Origin of the sequence: Streptomyces sp. 15-116A (assembly GCF_025290915.1) — a bacterium.
Lineage (GTDB): Bacteria > Actinomycetota > Actinomycetes > Streptomycetales > Streptomycetaceae > Streptomyces.
The window spans coordinates 15,636-31,314 of sequence record NZ_JAOCQE010000051.1 but is presented as its reverse complement, the minus strand read 5'-3'; the positions used below and the strand labels follow the sequence as shown (position 1 = coordinate 31,314).

Genomic DNA, 15,679 nt, shown 5'->3' with positions numbered 1-15,679 from the left:
TTGTCCTCCGGCCGTCGCTCGACATCGGCTCTGGACTCATCCCCCGCCTACCCGAGCCCCGCTTCCTCAGTCACTCCCGCGCGGGACGGAAAGGGGCCCAGGTGGCGCTACCCGATGCGGCGAGGACCGGCGACGGGGCCGGGTCAGAAGCCCTCGGGGTGGGCCGCCAGCCAGTCCTTCGCCGCCCGCATCAGCTCCGGCGTCGCCGCCGGGGCCTCGTCGGGGTGGCGGACGGCCCACTGGGAGACGTACGGGCACAGCGGGGCGACGGCGCTGTCCTCGCGGGCGGCGATGGCGTAGAGCTCGCGGGCCAGGGAGCCGGCAATGCCCCGGCCCTCGTGTGCGGGCTCGACGACGGTGTGGACGGGCACGAGGGCGCGCCGCGGTGCTTCGAGGGTGAGGTACTGGACGCGGCCGACGACTTCGCCGCCCGCCCCGACCGCTTCCAGCCGTCCCGCCGCTCGGTCGTCGCGGATCTCGATGTCGCTCATGAACGCGTCACGCTCCTGCCTGGTCCGTCCGTCCCGGTCAGGCGGTCACGGCCTGCGGGCTGCGCTGCTGGTCCGAGCCGGGCACCGGCTCGGAGGGGTCGGCCCCGAGAGCCACGATCCGGTTGTCGCCGTCCACGTGCACGACCCGGGGTCGCATCGCCCGCGCCTCGGCGTCGGTGACCTGAGCGTAGCTGATGATGATCACCAGGTCGCCGGGGTGCACGAGATGGGCGGCGGCACCGTTGATCCCGATGACCCCGGAGCCCCGCTCCCCCTCGATGACGTACGTCTCCAGCCGGGCCCCGTTGGTGATGTCCACGATGTGCACGAGCTCGCCGGGCAGCAGATCGGCGGCGTCGAGCAGATCGGCGTCGATGGTCACGGATCCCACGTAGTGCAGGTCGGCCTGGGTGACGGTGGCGCGGTGGATCTTGGACTTGAACATGGTTCGAAGCACTTTGACCTCCTGGAGGACTGCTCCCTGCCTGCTTTGTGCAGGTCAAGGGCGGTCTCGACTGTACACCGGCGCACGCCGAACGATGTTTGTGAGGAACATCGCTCTGCCTGGGCGGTACGGCCCACAATGGGCTTTCACGCCGTCACCGGCGGCTGTTCGGGCAGTTCTCCGGGAACGCGTTGCGGCTCATGCTGACCGCATGCTGACTTGCCTGATGAGCCATCAACCGAGCGAGCCCCTCTGCACGTCCACCCACCACAGACCTGTCGGACACCGATTTCGCGCCAGTTGACGCAAGACCGAGGCTTCTTCGTCACCTGGGACCGGCGAGCGAAGGTTCGCATCTGCACCCCCGAGACCGTGCAGGACCTCATCTACGACCGGCACACCACTTGGGTCGGAACCTCCCCACGGATACTGGCGCTGCCCGGCAGATGTCGACCGCGGCCCCGTGCTTCATGAGCTCAGCTCAGAGTGATCTCACGATGTCGGGCGCGATGTCCAGCACCAGGAGCGCCGCCGCCACGTGCGTCGGGTTGTCCTCCACTTTGACGGTCGAGAGCTCGTTGGCGCGCGAGACGCGTCGTTCGACGGTGTTGCGGTGCGCGTAGAGGTTGGCGGCCGCCCGGGTGGTACTGAAGCCGCACTGCACATAGGTGAGCAGTGCCTGCCGCAGCGCCGTGTCGGCTTCGGCCAATGGTCCGAGGGTGCTGATGACGAACCGGCGTGCGCCGGGCCGGTCCTTCGTGAGCGCGTCGATCAGCTCGACGTCGGCGTACGCGGTGAATCGTCGGTCGGACCCCAGCCGGATCACCAGCGCCTGCGCCGCGAGGGCGTCCTGGTGGCTGGAGCGGAATCCTTCGAGACCGCGTCCCGGCCTTCCCACTGCCGCGCGGACCGCGTCGGCCGCCGCGAGGTCCTTCTCCACGTGGCGAGGGTCCGGGACGGCTTCCCCCGAGAGCCAGATCCACCGCGACGTGGCGCTGGCGCGCGCCACCAGGGCACTCCGGCCGCGGGCGGAGGAGCGCACGCCGGCGATCGCCTCGTCCAGGGCGTCGGCCTTCTGGGGGTCATCGACCCAGAGGACGAGACCCACGTGCCACCGCGCCATCCGGTAGCGCAGGCGTCCTTCGGCGAGGTCCTCCGCCATCGGCGCTCCACTGGCGATCAGCTGGATCAGTGCGATCCCCTCGGCGTCCGTGTTGCCCATCGCCGCGGCGAGGCCGGCTTGCCGCAGGGCCGCGACGGAGTCGAGGGCGTACTGCACCAGCGACTGCGCCGTCACGTCCAGGATCCCCACCAGAAGACCGGGGTCCGCGCAGTCCGCCACGCATTCCTCCAGCCACCGCCGCCAGCCGATCCCCAGGGCCACACGCCAGGCACCGGCGAAGTCGGGCGCGATGCCCCGGGAGACGAGATCGTTGATGTAAGCCGTGGTCCTCGGACTGACGTAGGGCTCTACCCTCCGCCCCGGTTGCTGAACGTTTGCGGTCAACCATTGGACCAGCTCAGAGCGGTTGAGCGCGCGATCCTCCTCGACCAGGGATGCGTCCGCTAGGAGAGCGGGATCTTTCTGAGCGACGAGAGAGGGCCTTGCGAAGGCGTCGATCAGGGCGTCCGTTTCCGTCAGCAGGCGCTGACACAGGGACCTGATCGCATCGGCGACCTCACGCGAGGGCGGGGGCCACAGCTCTTCCATGTTCTCAGTGTCCCCTCTGCTCTCGGGGAGCCGGGGCTCCCGACATGCTGCGTCCCAGACCGATGAAGGGCTTGTTGGCGGCCTGGCCGACGGCGCGTCGCCGGCCCTCGGCCACTGTTTACTCCCACTAAACGGCGGCAGATTTACCACGCTCTCGTCGGCACCACAAGGGGTGCGACACCATCGCCCCCTCCCCCTCCGCCGGGGCGCACCGACCGCCCCTGGCGTGCATGCCTTAGCCTCGTGCCACGGAGAGGACTCGTCCGGGTCGGCCCGTCATCTGACAGGCACACGACCTCGGCCTCGGGACGGGCGGTGAGCACACGATGTCCATCGGTGGTGGCGGGAGGGCAGGCGGAGTGGAAAGGGGCGCCGCCGCCCTCGAAGCGTCCACGGGCGCGCAGCTGCGGAAGATCAGGCTCGACCGCGGGTTGTCGTTGACGGAGGTCGCGCACCGGGCCGAGGTCACCAAGGGCTTTCTGAGCCAGTTGGAGCGTGGGCTCACCAACGTGTCCGTGCCGACGTTGCTGCGCGTCTGCGAGGTGCTGCGCATCGGGGTCGGGGAGCTGTTCGCGTACCCCGCCGAGCAAGTCGTGGACGGTGGAAGCCGGATCGACATGGGCGGTGAGGGCGTGGCCGAATACCTGCTCACGCCCGCCGGCACCACGGCGTTCCAGGTCTTCCGTTCCGTGATCGAGCCAGGCGGGGGCACCGGAGGCCCGTATCGGCTCGACACCGCCACGATCTTCGCGATGGGGCTGAGCGGCTCGACCCGTCTGATCGTCGGAGGCGAGACCCGGATGCTGTCGGCCGGGGTGTCCACCTCGTTCTCCGGCCAGACGCTTCACCAGTTCGACAATCCGGGTACAACGGTGAGCGAGGTCCTCTGGGTCCTGTCGCCTCCCCTGCCGCGCGCCGCGCGAAGGCCCGCCTAGATCCTGTCGTCGCATGCCGGGCCCGCATCAGGAGTGAAGCGAGGGCGGCGGCTGTTTCGCAGGACCCGGCGGTCTTGTCGTAGCGGGTGGCGATCTCACACCGTGCTGTCACGGAGCAGGCGTCGCCCGGCCCTCAGGAACCCCCGCGCCTGCCACGACGCAGCGCCCGCCGGGCCAGCGTCCTGCTGCCGTTGAAGAAGTCGTTGAACCGGTCCAGCCCCCAGATGGCCCGGAGGACGAACGGCTGCATCAGCAGCGACATCGACGGCGAGTACTTCGGGGCGTCCGACCAGATGCCGGCGAGGTCCTCCGGCATCTCGCCGTCGACGATGTAGTCGGCGAGCTGATGGGTGGCGTACGGCACCTGGCAGAGGCCGTGGCCGTTGCAGGCCATCGCGTAGAAGACGTTGTCGCCCACCTGGCCGGCGACCGCCAGCCAGTCCGGGCTGATGCCGATCCAGCCGCCCCAGGCCCGTTCGATGGCCACGTCGGACAGCGACGGGAACCGGTTGGCCAGATCCTTCCCCATGTCCCGCACGACACGGGGGTCCGGGACCCGGTCCGGGAGCGGGTAGGTCCGGCCTCGCTGCGCTTGGCGGACCCCGCAGACGATGGTGTTGCGCTCGGTGAGCCGGTAATGGGTCATCAACTGGTGCTGGGTGATGATGCCGGACCGGCTGGTCCAGCCCAGCTCGGCGAGCCGCTCCGGCGCAATTGGTTCTGACTCGATCTCGATGACGTACAGCGGCGTCGCGAGGTTCTTGGGCGTGATGTCCCACTCGCCGCCGTAGACGCTCGTGGCGAGCACCACCTTGTCGGCCCGCACCGTGCCGTGCGGTGTGGTGATCTCGACGGTACTGCCGGTCCGCCGGACATCGCTCACCCGCGTCCGCTCGAAGACTTTGGCCGAGGAGGCGAGCAGTGCGCGACGCACACCACGGGCGAGCTTGCCCGGGTTCAGCATCCCGCCGATGGATTCCCGCATCCCGCCCACGAAGCCGGCGGGGAGGCCGAGCTCCTCTCGGCTGCCAACGGTCCCGTGCCCGCCGAAGGCGCGCAGGATCGCCGCCTGGGTACGCACCCTGAGCATCATGAGGGGTGAGACCGCACCCCACACCAGGCCGTTCGCCACGTAGTCGCAATCGATGTCGTGCGTCTTGATGAGGTCTTCCACATAGCGGGCCGCGTTCTCCGCCAGTTTGGCCATGACCGGCATCTTCTTCGGGGACTGGAGGCTGAGCATCCGGAGGTCGCCACCCGGCGCCCCGGCGATCTGACCGCCGTTGCGCGAGGCCGAGCCGTAGCCGCAGAACTCGGCCTCCAGCAGGACCACGTCCTGGTCGCGCTCCGCGAGGCGCAGCGCGGCCGCCATGCCGCCCATGCCGCCGCCGATGACGGCAATGTCGCAGGTGAGATCGCCGTCCAGCGCGGGCTGCACATCGTCCGGCGGGTCGATCCAGCCGGTGAAGCTGGTGTACTTCGTGCTGTCGGTCCTCATGCTGTCCCGATCTCCTTCCAGGTGGGGCGTCCGCCCCACTTCGTACTCCGCGTCGAGGCGTGCTCGGCAGCGCGCCCGAGTCCCCGTTCCCGTCCGGCGGATCGACCGTGACGGGCGGCTCTTCGGCGAGACGCGTGAAGACGGCGAACAGGATGTGCTCCGTCTTCTGCGTCTCCGTCTCAGTCCTGAGAAGTCGTGGCCCCGAGCGAGGCCCGGCCCGCTCGCCGCTCTCCCTTGGCCGCGACCGAACGGGCAGGCAGGTCCCCCATCGACAGGAGACCGGGACGCGCCTCGACGACCGCGGTGGAGGCGTTGACCGCCGCCGCGACGGTGCTGAGGAAGGAATCGAAGCCCACGGAGGAACGGAGGTCGACGACCTGCTCCTCTCCGACGATCCGGTAGTCGTCGCCCGCGGCCACCTCATCGGCCGGCTCGAAGAACCCGAACGTGATCTCCAGATCGATCACCACGTCGCCCTTGAGCACGCCCCGGGCGGCGTGAGTGACCGCCGCGATCTGCCCCGGTTCGATACACATGTGGTCCCCGACGCGCGGCGAAGTCGTCACGACAGCGGGTTCGACCTCACCCACGTCCACCGAGTCGAGATCCCATCCGAGCCCTGCCGCGAGCGCTCCGATGGCCTGCTCGAAGCCGTGGTGCCCGACGACCTCGCCCCGGCTGCGAGCCGTCGCGAACTCGCGCATGGTCAGACCGAGGCCGAACTTCGACAGGATCGCGCCGTAGCGTGACATGTTCGTCCGTCGGCGGATCCGCACGCTCTCCACACGCTGAGTCAGTGCGCTCAGGAGGAGAGGAAGGGTGTCCATCAGGACGCCCGGGTTCGCCCCACTGCCCAGGACGGTCACGCCGTGCGCCTTCGCCGTGTCGTCGAGCCGCCGGGCCAGATCGGGGTGACTCCGCCATGGATAGGCCAGCTCTTCGCAGATGCTCAGGACGTTGTACGAACGCTCCAGCAGCGGCAGCAGGACGTCGGCCGCCCTGTGCAGATCCGAGACGGTCGCCACCATCGCGAGGTCGGCGGCGGGCAGCTCGGCCGGGTCGCTCACGACGACGACACCGTTCGCGACGCCACCGAGGAGCACTCCGAGGTCGTGACCGACCACGCGGGAGTCCCGGTCCGCCGCTCCCACGATCTGCATGTCCGCGCGTTGCAGCAAGGAAGAGGCGATGACCCGGCCAGTGGCGCCGAGCCCCACCACGACAGTCCGATTCTTCAACGTCACTCCCCTTCGCGCCTCGGGTCGGCCCGCCCACGACACGGTGTTCGGCGAAGGACTTCGCCGGTGGCGGTTGCCTGGTACCCCACCGTCACAGGCCACGGGCGTGGTGAGAACGACACGGGGCACCGGCTTCCCCTGGGGGCGGTGCACGGTGCACAGACCGGCCGCGCCCCTGCGCTCATGAGCTGACCGGCACGTCGCTCAGAGTCGCTCGTAGACAGCCGGTCGGCGGGCTCGCAGGACGAGGGCCTGCACCGCGCCGGCCACGGCCGAGAGGGCGACGAGTCCGCCGATCACCCAGGCACCCGTGGTGGTGCCGACGAGGAGCGGGAAGTTGGCAACCATCAGGCAGACCACGCAGGCCAGGCCGAGGAAGGCTACGGCCGGGGCCACGACCGTCCGCCACACCGACTGCCGCCCGTCGGCGCGCCGGAAGAAGCCGATGACGGCGAGGCTGGTGGCCGCCATCAGCAGGACGACGCCGAGGGTGGCGGCACCGGAGAACCAGGCGTAGAGGTCCCCGATCGGGTCGAGGCCGAGCGAGGCGACGACGAGCGTGGTGACGAACGCGACCGCCGAGGCGACGGCCGAGGACGCCGACGGCGCGCGGTGCCGGGGGTGGACGACGCCCAGCGACGCCGGAAGCGCGCCGGCCCGGGACAGCGAGAACTGATAGCGCGTCACGACGTTGTGGAAGGCCAGTACGCAAGCGAACTGGCTGGTGATCAGCAGTAGTTGCATGGTGTCGGCCCAGACGGACCCGACGTAGCTCCGCGTCAGCGTGAGGACCAGACCCTCGGGGTCGGCCTGCGCGGCTCCGACCACGGCGTCGACGCCGGAACCCACCACGATCGCCCACACGGTGAACGAGTAGAAGACCCCGATCACCAGGATCGCGACGTACGTCGCCCGCGGGACCGTGACATCGGGGTCCTTCGCCTCGTTGCGGAACACGGCCGTCGCCTCGAAGCCGATGAACCCGAAGACGGCGAACATGACGCCGAGGCCCAGGGAGCCGGTGCCCACGATCGAGGGCGACACCGGCTCGGCCGTCAGGCCGTGGGCGCCGCCGTGGCCCACGATGCCGAGGTCCATGACCAGGAGCAGCAGGGATTCCAGCACCAGCACGGCACCGAGCACTCTGGCGCTCAGCTCGATGTCGCGATAGCCGAGGAAGGCGATGACGCCCAGCGAGACGAGTGCCCACGCCCACCACGGGGAACCGACCTCGGCGTACCGCTCGATGACGTTGCTCGTCGCGACCCCGACATAGGCGTTCACCCCGACGAGAAGCAGCGTGTAGGAGAAGAGCGCGAGGGCCGCGGCCGAGAGGCCGGGTATGCGGCCGAGCCCCGCCTGGACGTAGGCGTAGAAGGCGCCCGCGTTGCGGACCCGTCCGGCCATCAGCGTGAAGCCGACCGCGAAGATCAGCAGCAGCACGGTGGACAGGGCGAAGTACAGCGGCATCCCCGGGCTGCCGCTCACGGCGAAGGCGAGCGGCACCCCGCCGGCCACCAGCCCGAGCGGTGCCGCCGCGGCGACGACCATGAACACGATCTGCGACACGCCGAGTCCGCGGTTGAGCGGGTTGCCCGATCCCACTTCAACGCCGGGGACTTCGACGTGCCCTGTCTTGGAGAGGTCGGCCATCTGGACCACCTTTCGGCTCACGGGCCGATGCCGGCTCGTCATGGGTGGATGAAGGAGTGCGCGAGGCGGTACGCCCACGCGAAGCGAACTGGAGCGGCTCCCCCGCGGCGCGGCGAGGAGATCCGGCTTCTGCCTCACCGGCTCGGCCCCGAGAAGACGTGGCCCCGAGCGAGAGCCGGGTTGCTCACCGCTTGCTCACGGCCGCTCCCGCGTGAGTGCAGCCGCGATCTGCCCGGCTCGCTACGGGATGCGGGTCTCGACGCGCAGCGAGGTCGTGACGACAGCGGGTTCGACCTCTGTGCCCGACCATGGCGAGATGTTTAGTGCCACTAAACACGCCGGAGGCAAAGCTCTATCACGCCGACTTCACCACCGCAATGGCTCTGGAAAGGCCGACCGCCACGCGGACGCCGCCCGGGCGCCCTGCTCCTCGAAGAACGGAGCGCGGCTTCGGCCGAGGTCGCCTCGGACGGTGCCGACCACCGTATGGGCGCAGCGGTGCCACCGGATTGTGCATCGTGCACCGGGCCCGGGCGAAGCAGGTGCCCGCTGTCGTTCTCCCCGGCGGTCGTGGCTGGCGACAGTGAGGCAACCGCCACAGGAACAGCGAGGAAACGCCATGACAGCTGAGGTGTTGGACGCCGTCGAGGAGTTCGACGTGGTGATCATCGGAGCGGGGATCTCCGGGATCGGCGCGGCCACCTATTTCAGCCGAGAGCTCCCCGACAAGTCGCTCGTCGTGCTGGAAGCGCGCGACGACATCGGGGGCACTTGGGACCTGTTCCGCTATCCCGGCATCCGCTCGGACTCCGACCTCCACACATTCGGATACGCGTTCAAGCCCTGGCGCCACGAAGCAGCGATCGCCGACGCGCCCCTCATCAAGGGGTACCTCCACGAAACCGTCGAGGAGAACGGCCTGGAGCATGTCCTCAGGCTCCGCCACCGGGTCGTCCGCTCGGAGTGGTCCTCGGCGGACTCGCGGTGGACCCTCACCGTCCAGACGACACATCCCGGCACGGGAGAGACAGGGACCAAGACGATCCGCACGGGATGGGTCTTCGCCGCCACCGGCTACTACCGGTACGACCAGGGGTTCTCCCCGGAGTTCCCTGGGCGGGACGACTTCGAGGGCGAGATCGTTCATCCGCAGCACTGGCCGGAGGATCTCGACTACAGCGGGAAGAAGGTCGTCGTCATCGGCAGCGGCGCGACCGCGATCACGCTGGTGCCGGCCATGGCCTCCGGGGCGGGCGCCGCACGGCACGTGACGATGCTGCAGCGCACCCCCACGTACATCATGGCCCTCCCCCGTGTCGACAAGGTCGCCCTGGCGCTCACGAAGCTGCTCGGAGAAGAGCGCGGGTACGCCGTGACGCGGTTCAAGAACATCTGGACCGAACACGCCGTCGTCAAGGGCCTGCGGACCTTCCCCAAAGCCGGACGGGCATTCATCCGGCGAGAGAACATCAAGCGCCTTCCCAAGGGGTTCGACGTCGACAAGCACTTCAACCCGCCGTACGACCCGTGGGACCAGCGGCTGTGCGTGGCACCGGACGGCGACTTCTTCGACGTGATCAAGGAGGGCAAGGCCTCTGTCGTCACCGACGCCGTGGCGAGGTTCAGCAAGCGCGGGATCGTCCTGGCGTCGGGTGAGGAACTGGAAGCCGACGTCATCGTCACCGCGACGGGGCTGAACCTGCGGCTCTTCGACGGCATGCCCATAGTGGTCGACGGGCGCCGGGTCGACATCGCGGACGCGCTCTGTTACCGCGGCATGCTGCTGAGCGGGATCCCGAACTGGGCGATGGCGATCGGTTACACCACCTCGTCGTGGACGCTCAAGGTGAGCCTGATGTGTCGCTACTTCATCGATCTGGTCCGGCACATGGACGCCCGCGGCTACGACACGGTGGTTCCGGTCGCACCGTCGGGGACGCAGCGCAGGCCCGTCATGGACCTTCAGGCCGGGTACGCCAAGCGCGGCGAGAAGTTCCTGCCCAAGCAGGGCCCCGAGAAGCCCTGGCGGATGGCGATGTCCTACCCCGAGGACGCCAAGGCCCTGCGCGGTCCGGTGGCCGACGAGCATCTGAAGTTCGGCGCCGCCCGGGCGGCCTTGCGGCGGCCCGGTGGAAGGCGAGCGACCCATGCCTGAGGCGAACGGCGCCGAGAGCGTCGACCGGTTCGCGACCCTGCCCTCCGGGATGCGCATCTGCTACCGGGACTTCGGCGACAAGGCCGACCCGGCGATGCTGCTCATCGCCGGACTGGGCGAGGACCTCACCTTCTGGACCGACTCCTTCGTCGCCTCGCTCGTCGCCCGCGGCTTCCGGGTCGTCGCGATCGACAACCGCGACGCCGGCCGGTCGACGTTCGTCGCCGCTCCGCCTCCCGGGGCCTGGCGCCAGATCGCCGCTCGCCCGCGCGGCGACTCGTACGCGCTGGCAGACATGGCCCAGGACGCCGTCGGCGTGCTCGACCATCTCGGGATCCCGCGGGTTCACCTCGTGGGGCGGTCGATGGGCGGAATGATCGCGCAGACGATCGCGGCCACAGCACCCGAGCGGGTCCTGTCCCTGACCTCCCTGTACTCCACCACCGGGGCGCGCAAGGTGGGGCAGCCGGCTCTGTCGACGATCCGGCTCCTCATCGCCCCGCCGGCAAGGACCAGAACCGCGGCGGTCCGTGCGCACCTGCGGATCACCCGGCACATCGCCGGAACGGGCTATCCCATCGACGACGCGGCCGAGGCGGCCATCGCGGCTCGCGGATGGGATCGCAGCGCCGGTGATCCGGCGGCCGGCGTGGCACGCCAGATCCAGGCGATCCAGCGTTCCGGAGACCGGACGGCCCAGTTGCGGAGGATCACGGCTCCGACGCTGGTCATCAACGGCGACCGGGACCTGCTGGTGCACCCGAGCGGCGGCGTCGCCACGGTTCAGGCGATCCGCTCCGCGCAGCACGTGGTCATTCCCGGCATGGGTCACCACATTCCCGAGGCCCTCGTCGACCCCGTCACGACCTACATCTCGCAGCACGCGCACCGCGTGGGCGAAGGAGGAAGCCATGTCCGGATCTCGTGAGTCCCGTTCCGGGAGCACCACGGTCGACGTCGTGGTCGTCGGTGCCGGTTTCGCCGGTCTGAGCGCGGCGGAGCGACTGGTGAGCACGGGACGGTCCGTCCTGGTCGTGGAGGGCCGCGACCGGGTCGGAGGCCGCTCGCTCTCCGGCGAGGTGGCAGGTGTGAAGGTCGACCTCGGAGCGACGTGGGTGGCCCGGCGTCACACCGCCGTCCGGGACCTCGCGCGCCGGGTGGGGTGTACCACCACCGACCAGTTCGCCCAGGGTCGCAACGTGCTGTGGATGGCGGGCCGGCGCCGCACCTACAGCGGAACCATTCCCAAGGTCTCCCCCTTGGCCCTGGTGGACATGGCGCGCATGCAGACGGCCGTGGACAAGCTCGTCGCGACCATCGACGTGGACGCCGCGTGGGAGTCGCCCGAGGCCGGCCGGCTCGACGCCGTCTCGTTCGGCGAGTGGCTCGACCGGAAGAACGCGCTGCCCAGCACCCGTGCGCTGATGACCATCGTCAGCAAGGTGCAGTGGGGCTGCACCCCGGGAGACGTCTCTTTGCTGCACGCACTGCGCTACATCGGTTCGGCGGGCGGGCTCGATCACATGCTGGACGTCGAGGGCGGTCAGCAGCAGGACCGGTTCGTCGAGACCACCCAGGAGATCGCCAAGCGGGTCGCGGAGTGGCTCGGTGACCGCGTGCGCCTGGAGACACCGGTGCGCCGCATCACGCAGGACGAGGACGGCGTCATCGTCCGCACCGATTCCGGCGAGATCCGCGCCCGGTACGCGATCGTCACGGCCTCGCCGGCGCACCGCGCCGCCATCGAGTTCGATCCCGCGCTGCCCGAGCAGGCCGATGGGCTCACGCGGACCTGGCGCATGGGCGTGCTGAGCAAGGCCTTCGTGGCCTACGAGAAGCCGTTCTGGCGGACCGACGGCTTCTCCGGCGAGGCGCTGACCGACACCGGAACCGTGTTCATCACCTTCGACGTGTCCCCCGCACCCGGCGGACCGGGCGTCCTCATGGCCTTCTGCGATCCGCGCGTCTTCGACGGCTTCAGCCCCGAGACCCGGCGCGACCGGGTGGTCCGGCAGCTCGCCGACCTCTACGGTCCGCAGGCGCTCACCCCGATCGACTACGTGGACCACTGCTGGGGAGCGGAGCCCTTCGCCCCGGGCGGCCCCAATCCCGCCGTCGCCCCCTACGCGACGACGAGCTTCGGCAGGGCGCTGAGCGAGCCCCACGGGCGCATCCACTGGGCGGGCTCCGAAACCGCCGGCGAATGGGCCGGAACCATGAACGGCGCGGTTCTGACGGGCCAGCGCACCGCGGAGAGCGTCATCACCCTGCTGTCCCGCGACGTCCGAGAGGGGGCGTCCCGATGAGGGAGACGCTGTTCCTGCTGGCCGACCTGTGGATGATCTTCGCTGGTTACTTCTACGGCTGGAAATTCATTCGCCGCTACGGCAACTACCTCCTGGGCCTCGAATGGATGGTCGTCGCGACGTCGGGCAGCAACTTCCTGCTCTGGTCGCTCCTCGGAGCCAAGAGCGACAGCGTCCTGTACGACCTGGCGTACTTCTTCGACGCGTTCTCCAGATCGGTCGGTATCACACTCATCCTGGTCCTGGGCCTGATGAAGGTCACCCATCGCTACAAGCCGAGCCGCGCCGTCGATGTCGGCGTGTTCGGGGTCGCGATCGTGGCCGGGCTGTTCCTCCGGCCCTTCCACGAAGCGGATCTCCACACCGACCGTGCCGCGTTCTGGGTCGCCCTGTTCTACGTCGTCGTCAACCTCCTCACCACCGTGTTCCTCTGCTACTTCGTCAAGCGGCTCTGGGACGCGGGCGCGAGGTGGCCGGCGGTCTGGACGGGACTGGTCACGGCTGCCGGGACCACCATCGCGATCACCTACGACTTCTTCCCCCTGCCGTTCGACGACGCGAACCGCACGATCTTCTACACCGCCGCGCTGGCGACCTGGGGCACTCAGGGATTCGTCTACTTCCGCGCCTACCGCGCGCTGCACGACCGCAACGCGGCCTTGGACCCGAACCCGGCCCGCACGGCCGGGGCCCCCGCATGAACCCGAATCACGACGAAGGAGTCAGTATGGCGAAGCGGCACGTGTACGCGGTGGTCGACCCCGCCAGCGGCAAGCTGGTCAAGGAGTACCCCACCGCGACGGACGAGGCCGTCGACGCGGCGCTCGACGCGGCGGCCCGCGCCTACGCGCACTGGTCGAGGCAGACCTCCGTGGAACAGCGCGCCCAGCTGGTGCACGCCGTCGCCACCCTGCACAGCGAGCGCAGCCGGCAGCTCGCCGAGATCATCCACCGGGAGATGGGCAAGCCGGTGGACGAGGCCGTCGGGGAGGTCGAGTTCAGCGCCTCGATCTACCGGTACTACGCCGAGAACGCGGAGAAGTTCCTCACCGACGAACCGATCGAGCTCCTGGAGGGAGAGGGCACCGCCTTCATCCGTCGCCAGCCGGTCGGCGTGCTGCTGGGGATCATGCCCTGGAACTACCCGTACTACCAGGTGGCCCGATTCGCCGCACCCAACCTCGCGCTGGGCAACACCATCGTGCTCAAGCACGCGTCTCAGTGTCCGGAGTCGTCCGCGGCTCTCCAGCAGCTGTTCACGGACGCGGGACTCCCCCAGGGCTGCTACGTCAACGTCCACGCCACCGGCGAGCAGATCGGTCGCGCGATCGCGGACCCCCGCGTGCAGGGCGTCTCCTTCACCGGTTCGGAGCGGGCCGGTGCGGAGGTCGCCGAGAAGGCCGGGCGCAGCCTCAAGAAGGTAGTGCTCGAACTGGGCGGCTCGGACCCCTTCATCGTGCTGTCCACCGACGACCTCGATGCCACGGTCCGGGCGGCGGTCGAGGCGCGGTTCGAGAACGCCGGTCAGGCGTGCAACGCCGGGAAGCGCTTCATCGTCGCCGAGGACATCTACGACGCCTTCCTCGCCAAGTTCACCGAGAAGGTGCTCGCGCTGACCGACGGCCTGGCGCCGCTCTCCTCGGTCGCCGCCGCCGAGTACGTCGAGGAACAGGTCGAGCGGGCCGTCGAAGACGGGGCGACCTTCGTCTCCGCACGACAGCGCGAAGGGGCGTACTTCCCGCCCGGCGTGCTGACGGACCTCTCGCCGACGTCGCCGTCGGCCGCCGAGGAGCTCTTCGGCCCCGTCGCGACCGTCTACCGGGTCGGATCCGAGGACGAGGCCGTCGAGCTGGCGAACGACACCCCGTACGGGCTGGGTTCCTACGTGTTCACGACGGACGCCGAGCAGGCGCTGCGCGTCGCCGACCGGATCGAGGCAGGCATGGTCTTCATCAACGGCGTCGGCCTCGAAGGCGCGGAACTGCCCTTCGGCGGAGTCAAGTTGTCCGGTTTCGGCCGCGAGCTGGGCCGGGCGGGAATCGACGAGTTCGCCAACAAGAAGCTCATCCGCACCGCTCGGACGTGATCGCCCCGGAGCACGGAAGGAAACCTGCCATGACCATCGAATTCGACGCCGCCGTCTTCAGGACGCCGAACGAACCGCTGACCATCGAGCGAGTGACGATCCCCTCGACGCCTCCGCCCGGCGAGGTGCTCGTGCGGCTCCGGGCGAGCGGGGTGTGCCACAGCGACCTCCACGTCCTCCTGGGCGAATGGGAGGTTCCTACGCCGATGATCCTCGGCCATGAGGGAGCCGGGATCGTCGAGAGCGTCGGCGAAGGCGTCACGACGTTGAAGAAGGGCGACCACGTCGTGCTGTCCTGGACGCCCTCGTGCCGCCGCTGCCGCTACTGCATCAGCGGCAGGCCCGTCCTCTGCGACATGGTGAGCGAGCACTCGGCGAACCACCTGTCGTTCGACGGCCGGCCCCGAATCACGTCCGCCGACGGGAGCGACGTGCTCAGCTTCGCGGGCCTCGGAACGTTCGGCGAGTACACCCTCGTGCCCGAATCGGGCGCGATCGCCGTCCGGGACGACGCCCCCTTCCCGCAGGCGGCTCTGGTCGGATGCGCCGTCACAACCGGTGTCGGCGCGGCCGTCAACACCGCCAACGTGCGGCCGAGTGACACCGTACTGGTCCTCGGCTGCGGCGGCGTCGGCCTGAACGCGATCCAGGGTGCCCGGCTCGCCGGCGCGCGGAAGATCATCGCCGCGGACATCTCCGACGAGAAGCTGGAGCAGGCGCGCGTCTTCGGTGCGACCGACCTGATCAACAACGGCCGCGAGGATTTCGAGGACCGGGTGCGGCAGCTCACCGACGGACGCGGTGTGGAGATCGCCATCGAGGCCATCGGGCTGCCCCGCACCATCGAGTCGGCCTACGCGGCCCTGGCCCGCGGCGGCACGGCGGTGGTCGCCGGGCAGGTGGCGGACGGCATGCGGATATCCATCGATCCCTTCGTCATGTCCGATCAGGAACTCTCGCTCATCGGCTCGAACTACGGCTCCAGTAAGCCGGCCTCCGACTTCCCGCTGCTGATCGACCACTACATGAACGACCGCATCGATCTCGACTCCCTGGTGACGAACGTGATCGATCTGAAGGACGTCAACGAGGCGTTCGACCAGATGAAGCGCGGCATCGGCATCCGCTCGGTGATCACGTACTGAAAGGCAGGGGCGATCT

Annotated in this window: 13 protein-coding genes; 7 read left to right on the top strand and 6 right to left on the bottom strand. The window is 69.5% G+C overall.

Annotated elements, in window-relative coordinates:
* Positions 1 to 143: 143 nt before the first annotated feature.
* From N4P33_RS12055 to N4P33_RS12045, 3 genes are all read right to left on the bottom strand, one after another.
* Positions 144 to 491: a GNAT family N-acetyltransferase gene (locus N4P33_RS12055; protein WP_260826364.1), complete on the bottom strand. Its 348-nt coding sequence runs from the start codon at positions 489 to 491 to the stop codon at positions 144 to 146.
* Between the two features lie 37 nt (positions 492 to 528).
* A complete protein-coding gene (gene panD / locus N4P33_RS12050) occupies positions 529 to 948 on the bottom strand; it encodes an aspartate 1-decarboxylase (protein WP_260826363.1) in 420 nt (139 codons plus the stop codon).
* 469 nt (positions 949 to 1,417) lie between these two features.
* Positions 1,418 to 2,320: a helix-turn-helix domain-containing protein gene (locus tag N4P33_RS12045; RefSeq protein WP_260826362.1), complete on the bottom strand. Its 903-nt coding sequence runs from the start codon at positions 2,318 to 2,320 to the stop codon at positions 1,418 to 1,420.
* 686 nt (positions 2,321 to 3,006) lie between these two features.
* Here N4P33_RS12045 and N4P33_RS12040 point away from each other — a divergent pair.
* Positions 3,007 to 3,582 (top strand): helix-turn-helix transcriptional regulator, encoded by a 576-nt coding sequence (locus N4P33_RS12040; RefSeq protein WP_260826361.1) that lies wholly within the window; start codon positions 3,007 to 3,009, stop codon positions 3,580 to 3,582.
* A 133-nt stretch (positions 3,583 to 3,715) separates the two neighbouring features.
* Here the strand turns inward: N4P33_RS12040 and N4P33_RS12035 are convergent, their stop codons facing one another.
* The 3 genes from N4P33_RS12035 to N4P33_RS12025 all read right to left on the bottom strand — a co-directional run bounded on the left by N4P33_RS12035 (position 3,716) and on the right by N4P33_RS12025 (position 7,971).
* Positions 3,716 to 5,080: an FAD-binding oxidoreductase gene (locus N4P33_RS12035; protein WP_260826360.1), complete on the bottom strand. Its 1,365-nt coding sequence runs from the start codon at positions 5,078 to 5,080 to the stop codon at positions 3,716 to 3,718.
* A gap of 179 nt (positions 5,081 to 5,259) precedes the next feature.
* Entirely contained in the window at positions 5,260 to 6,324 is a 1,065-nt protein-coding gene (locus tag N4P33_RS12030; protein ID WP_260826359.1) for a dihydrodipicolinate reductase, read from the bottom strand.
* 198 nt (positions 6,325 to 6,522) lie between these two features.
* Positions 6,523 to 7,971 carry an APC family permease gene (locus N4P33_RS12025; RefSeq protein WP_260826358.1) on the bottom strand — a complete coding sequence of 483 codons (1,449 nt, stop codon included), beginning with the start codon at positions 7,969 to 7,971 and terminating at the stop codon, positions 6,523 to 6,525.
* A 619-nt stretch (positions 7,972 to 8,590) separates the two neighbouring features.
* Here N4P33_RS12025 and N4P33_RS12020 point away from each other — a divergent pair.
* From N4P33_RS12020 to N4P33_RS11995, 6 genes are read left to right on the top strand one after another with little or no spacing between them, the layout of a single operon-like run.
* The gene (locus N4P33_RS12020; protein ID WP_260826357.1) at positions 8,591 to 10,126 is read left to right on the top strand and encodes an NAD(P)/FAD-dependent oxidoreductase; all 1,536 of its coding nucleotides are present in this window, start codon (positions 8,591 to 8,593) and stop codon (positions 10,124 to 10,126) included.
* Positions 10,119 to 11,054, top strand: a complete 936-nt coding sequence (locus N4P33_RS12015) for an alpha/beta fold hydrolase (RefSeq protein WP_260826356.1) — start codon at positions 10,119 to 10,121, stop codon at positions 11,052 to 11,054. The genes N4P33_RS12020 and N4P33_RS12015 overlap by 8 nt, the downstream gene beginning before the upstream one ends.
* Positions 11,038 to 12,432 carry a flavin monoamine oxidase family protein gene (locus N4P33_RS12010; RefSeq protein WP_260826355.1) on the top strand — a complete coding sequence of 465 codons (1,395 nt, stop codon included), beginning with the start codon at positions 11,038 to 11,040 and terminating at the stop codon, positions 12,430 to 12,432. The genes N4P33_RS12015 and N4P33_RS12010 overlap by 17 nt, the downstream gene beginning before the upstream one ends.
* Positions 12,429 to 13,133, top strand: a complete 705-nt coding sequence (locus tag N4P33_RS12005) for a transporter (protein ID WP_260826354.1) — start codon at positions 12,429 to 12,431, stop codon at positions 13,131 to 13,133. The genes N4P33_RS12010 and N4P33_RS12005 overlap by 4 nt, the downstream gene beginning before the upstream one ends.
* Positions 13,134 to 13,159: 26 nt before the next feature.
* A complete protein-coding gene (locus tag N4P33_RS12000; RefSeq protein WP_260826353.1) occupies positions 13,160 to 14,518 on the top strand; it encodes an NAD-dependent succinate-semialdehyde dehydrogenase in 1,359 nt (452 codons plus the stop codon).
* Between the two features lie 29 nt (positions 14,519 to 14,547).
* Positions 14,548 to 15,663: a Zn-dependent alcohol dehydrogenase gene (locus N4P33_RS11995; protein WP_260826352.1), complete on the top strand. Its 1,116-nt coding sequence runs from the start codon at positions 14,548 to 14,550 to the stop codon at positions 15,661 to 15,663.
* Positions 15,664 to 15,679: the final 16 nt, after the last annotated feature.

Excerpts from the sequence above, each read along its gene's own strand:
- N4P33_RS12055 (WP_260826364.1), bottom strand. The coding sequence starts at position 491 with ATGAGCGACATCGAGATCCGCGACGACCGAGCGGCGGGACGGCTGGAA.
- N4P33_RS12035 (WP_260826360.1), bottom strand. The coding sequence starts at position 5,080 with ATGAGGACCGACAGCACGAAGTACACCAGCTTCACCGGCTGGATCGAC.
- N4P33_RS12025 (WP_260826358.1), bottom strand. The coding sequence starts at position 7,971 with ATGGCCGACCTCTCCAAGACAGGGCACGTCGAAGTCCCCGGCGTTGAA.
- N4P33_RS12020 (WP_260826357.1), top strand. The coding sequence starts at position 8,591 with ATGACAGCTGAGGTGTTGGACGCCGTCGAGGAGTTCGACGTGGTGATC.
- N4P33_RS12015 (WP_260826356.1), top strand. The coding sequence starts at position 10,119 with ATGCCTGAGGCGAACGGCGCCGAGAGCGTCGACCGGTTCGCGACCCTG.
- N4P33_RS12010 (WP_260826355.1), top strand. The coding sequence starts at position 11,038 with ATGTCCGGATCTCGTGAGTCCCGTTCCGGGAGCACCACGGTCGACGTC.
- N4P33_RS12005 (WP_260826354.1), top strand. The coding sequence starts at position 12,429 with ATGAGGGAGACGCTGTTCCTGCTGGCCGACCTGTGGATGATCTTCGCT.
- N4P33_RS12000 (WP_260826353.1), top strand. The coding sequence starts at position 13,160 with ATGGCGAAGCGGCACGTGTACGCGGTGGTCGACCCCGCCAGCGGCAAG.
- N4P33_RS11995 (WP_260826352.1), top strand. The coding sequence starts at position 14,548 with ATGACCATCGAATTCGACGCCGCCGTCTTCAGGACGCCGAACGAACCG.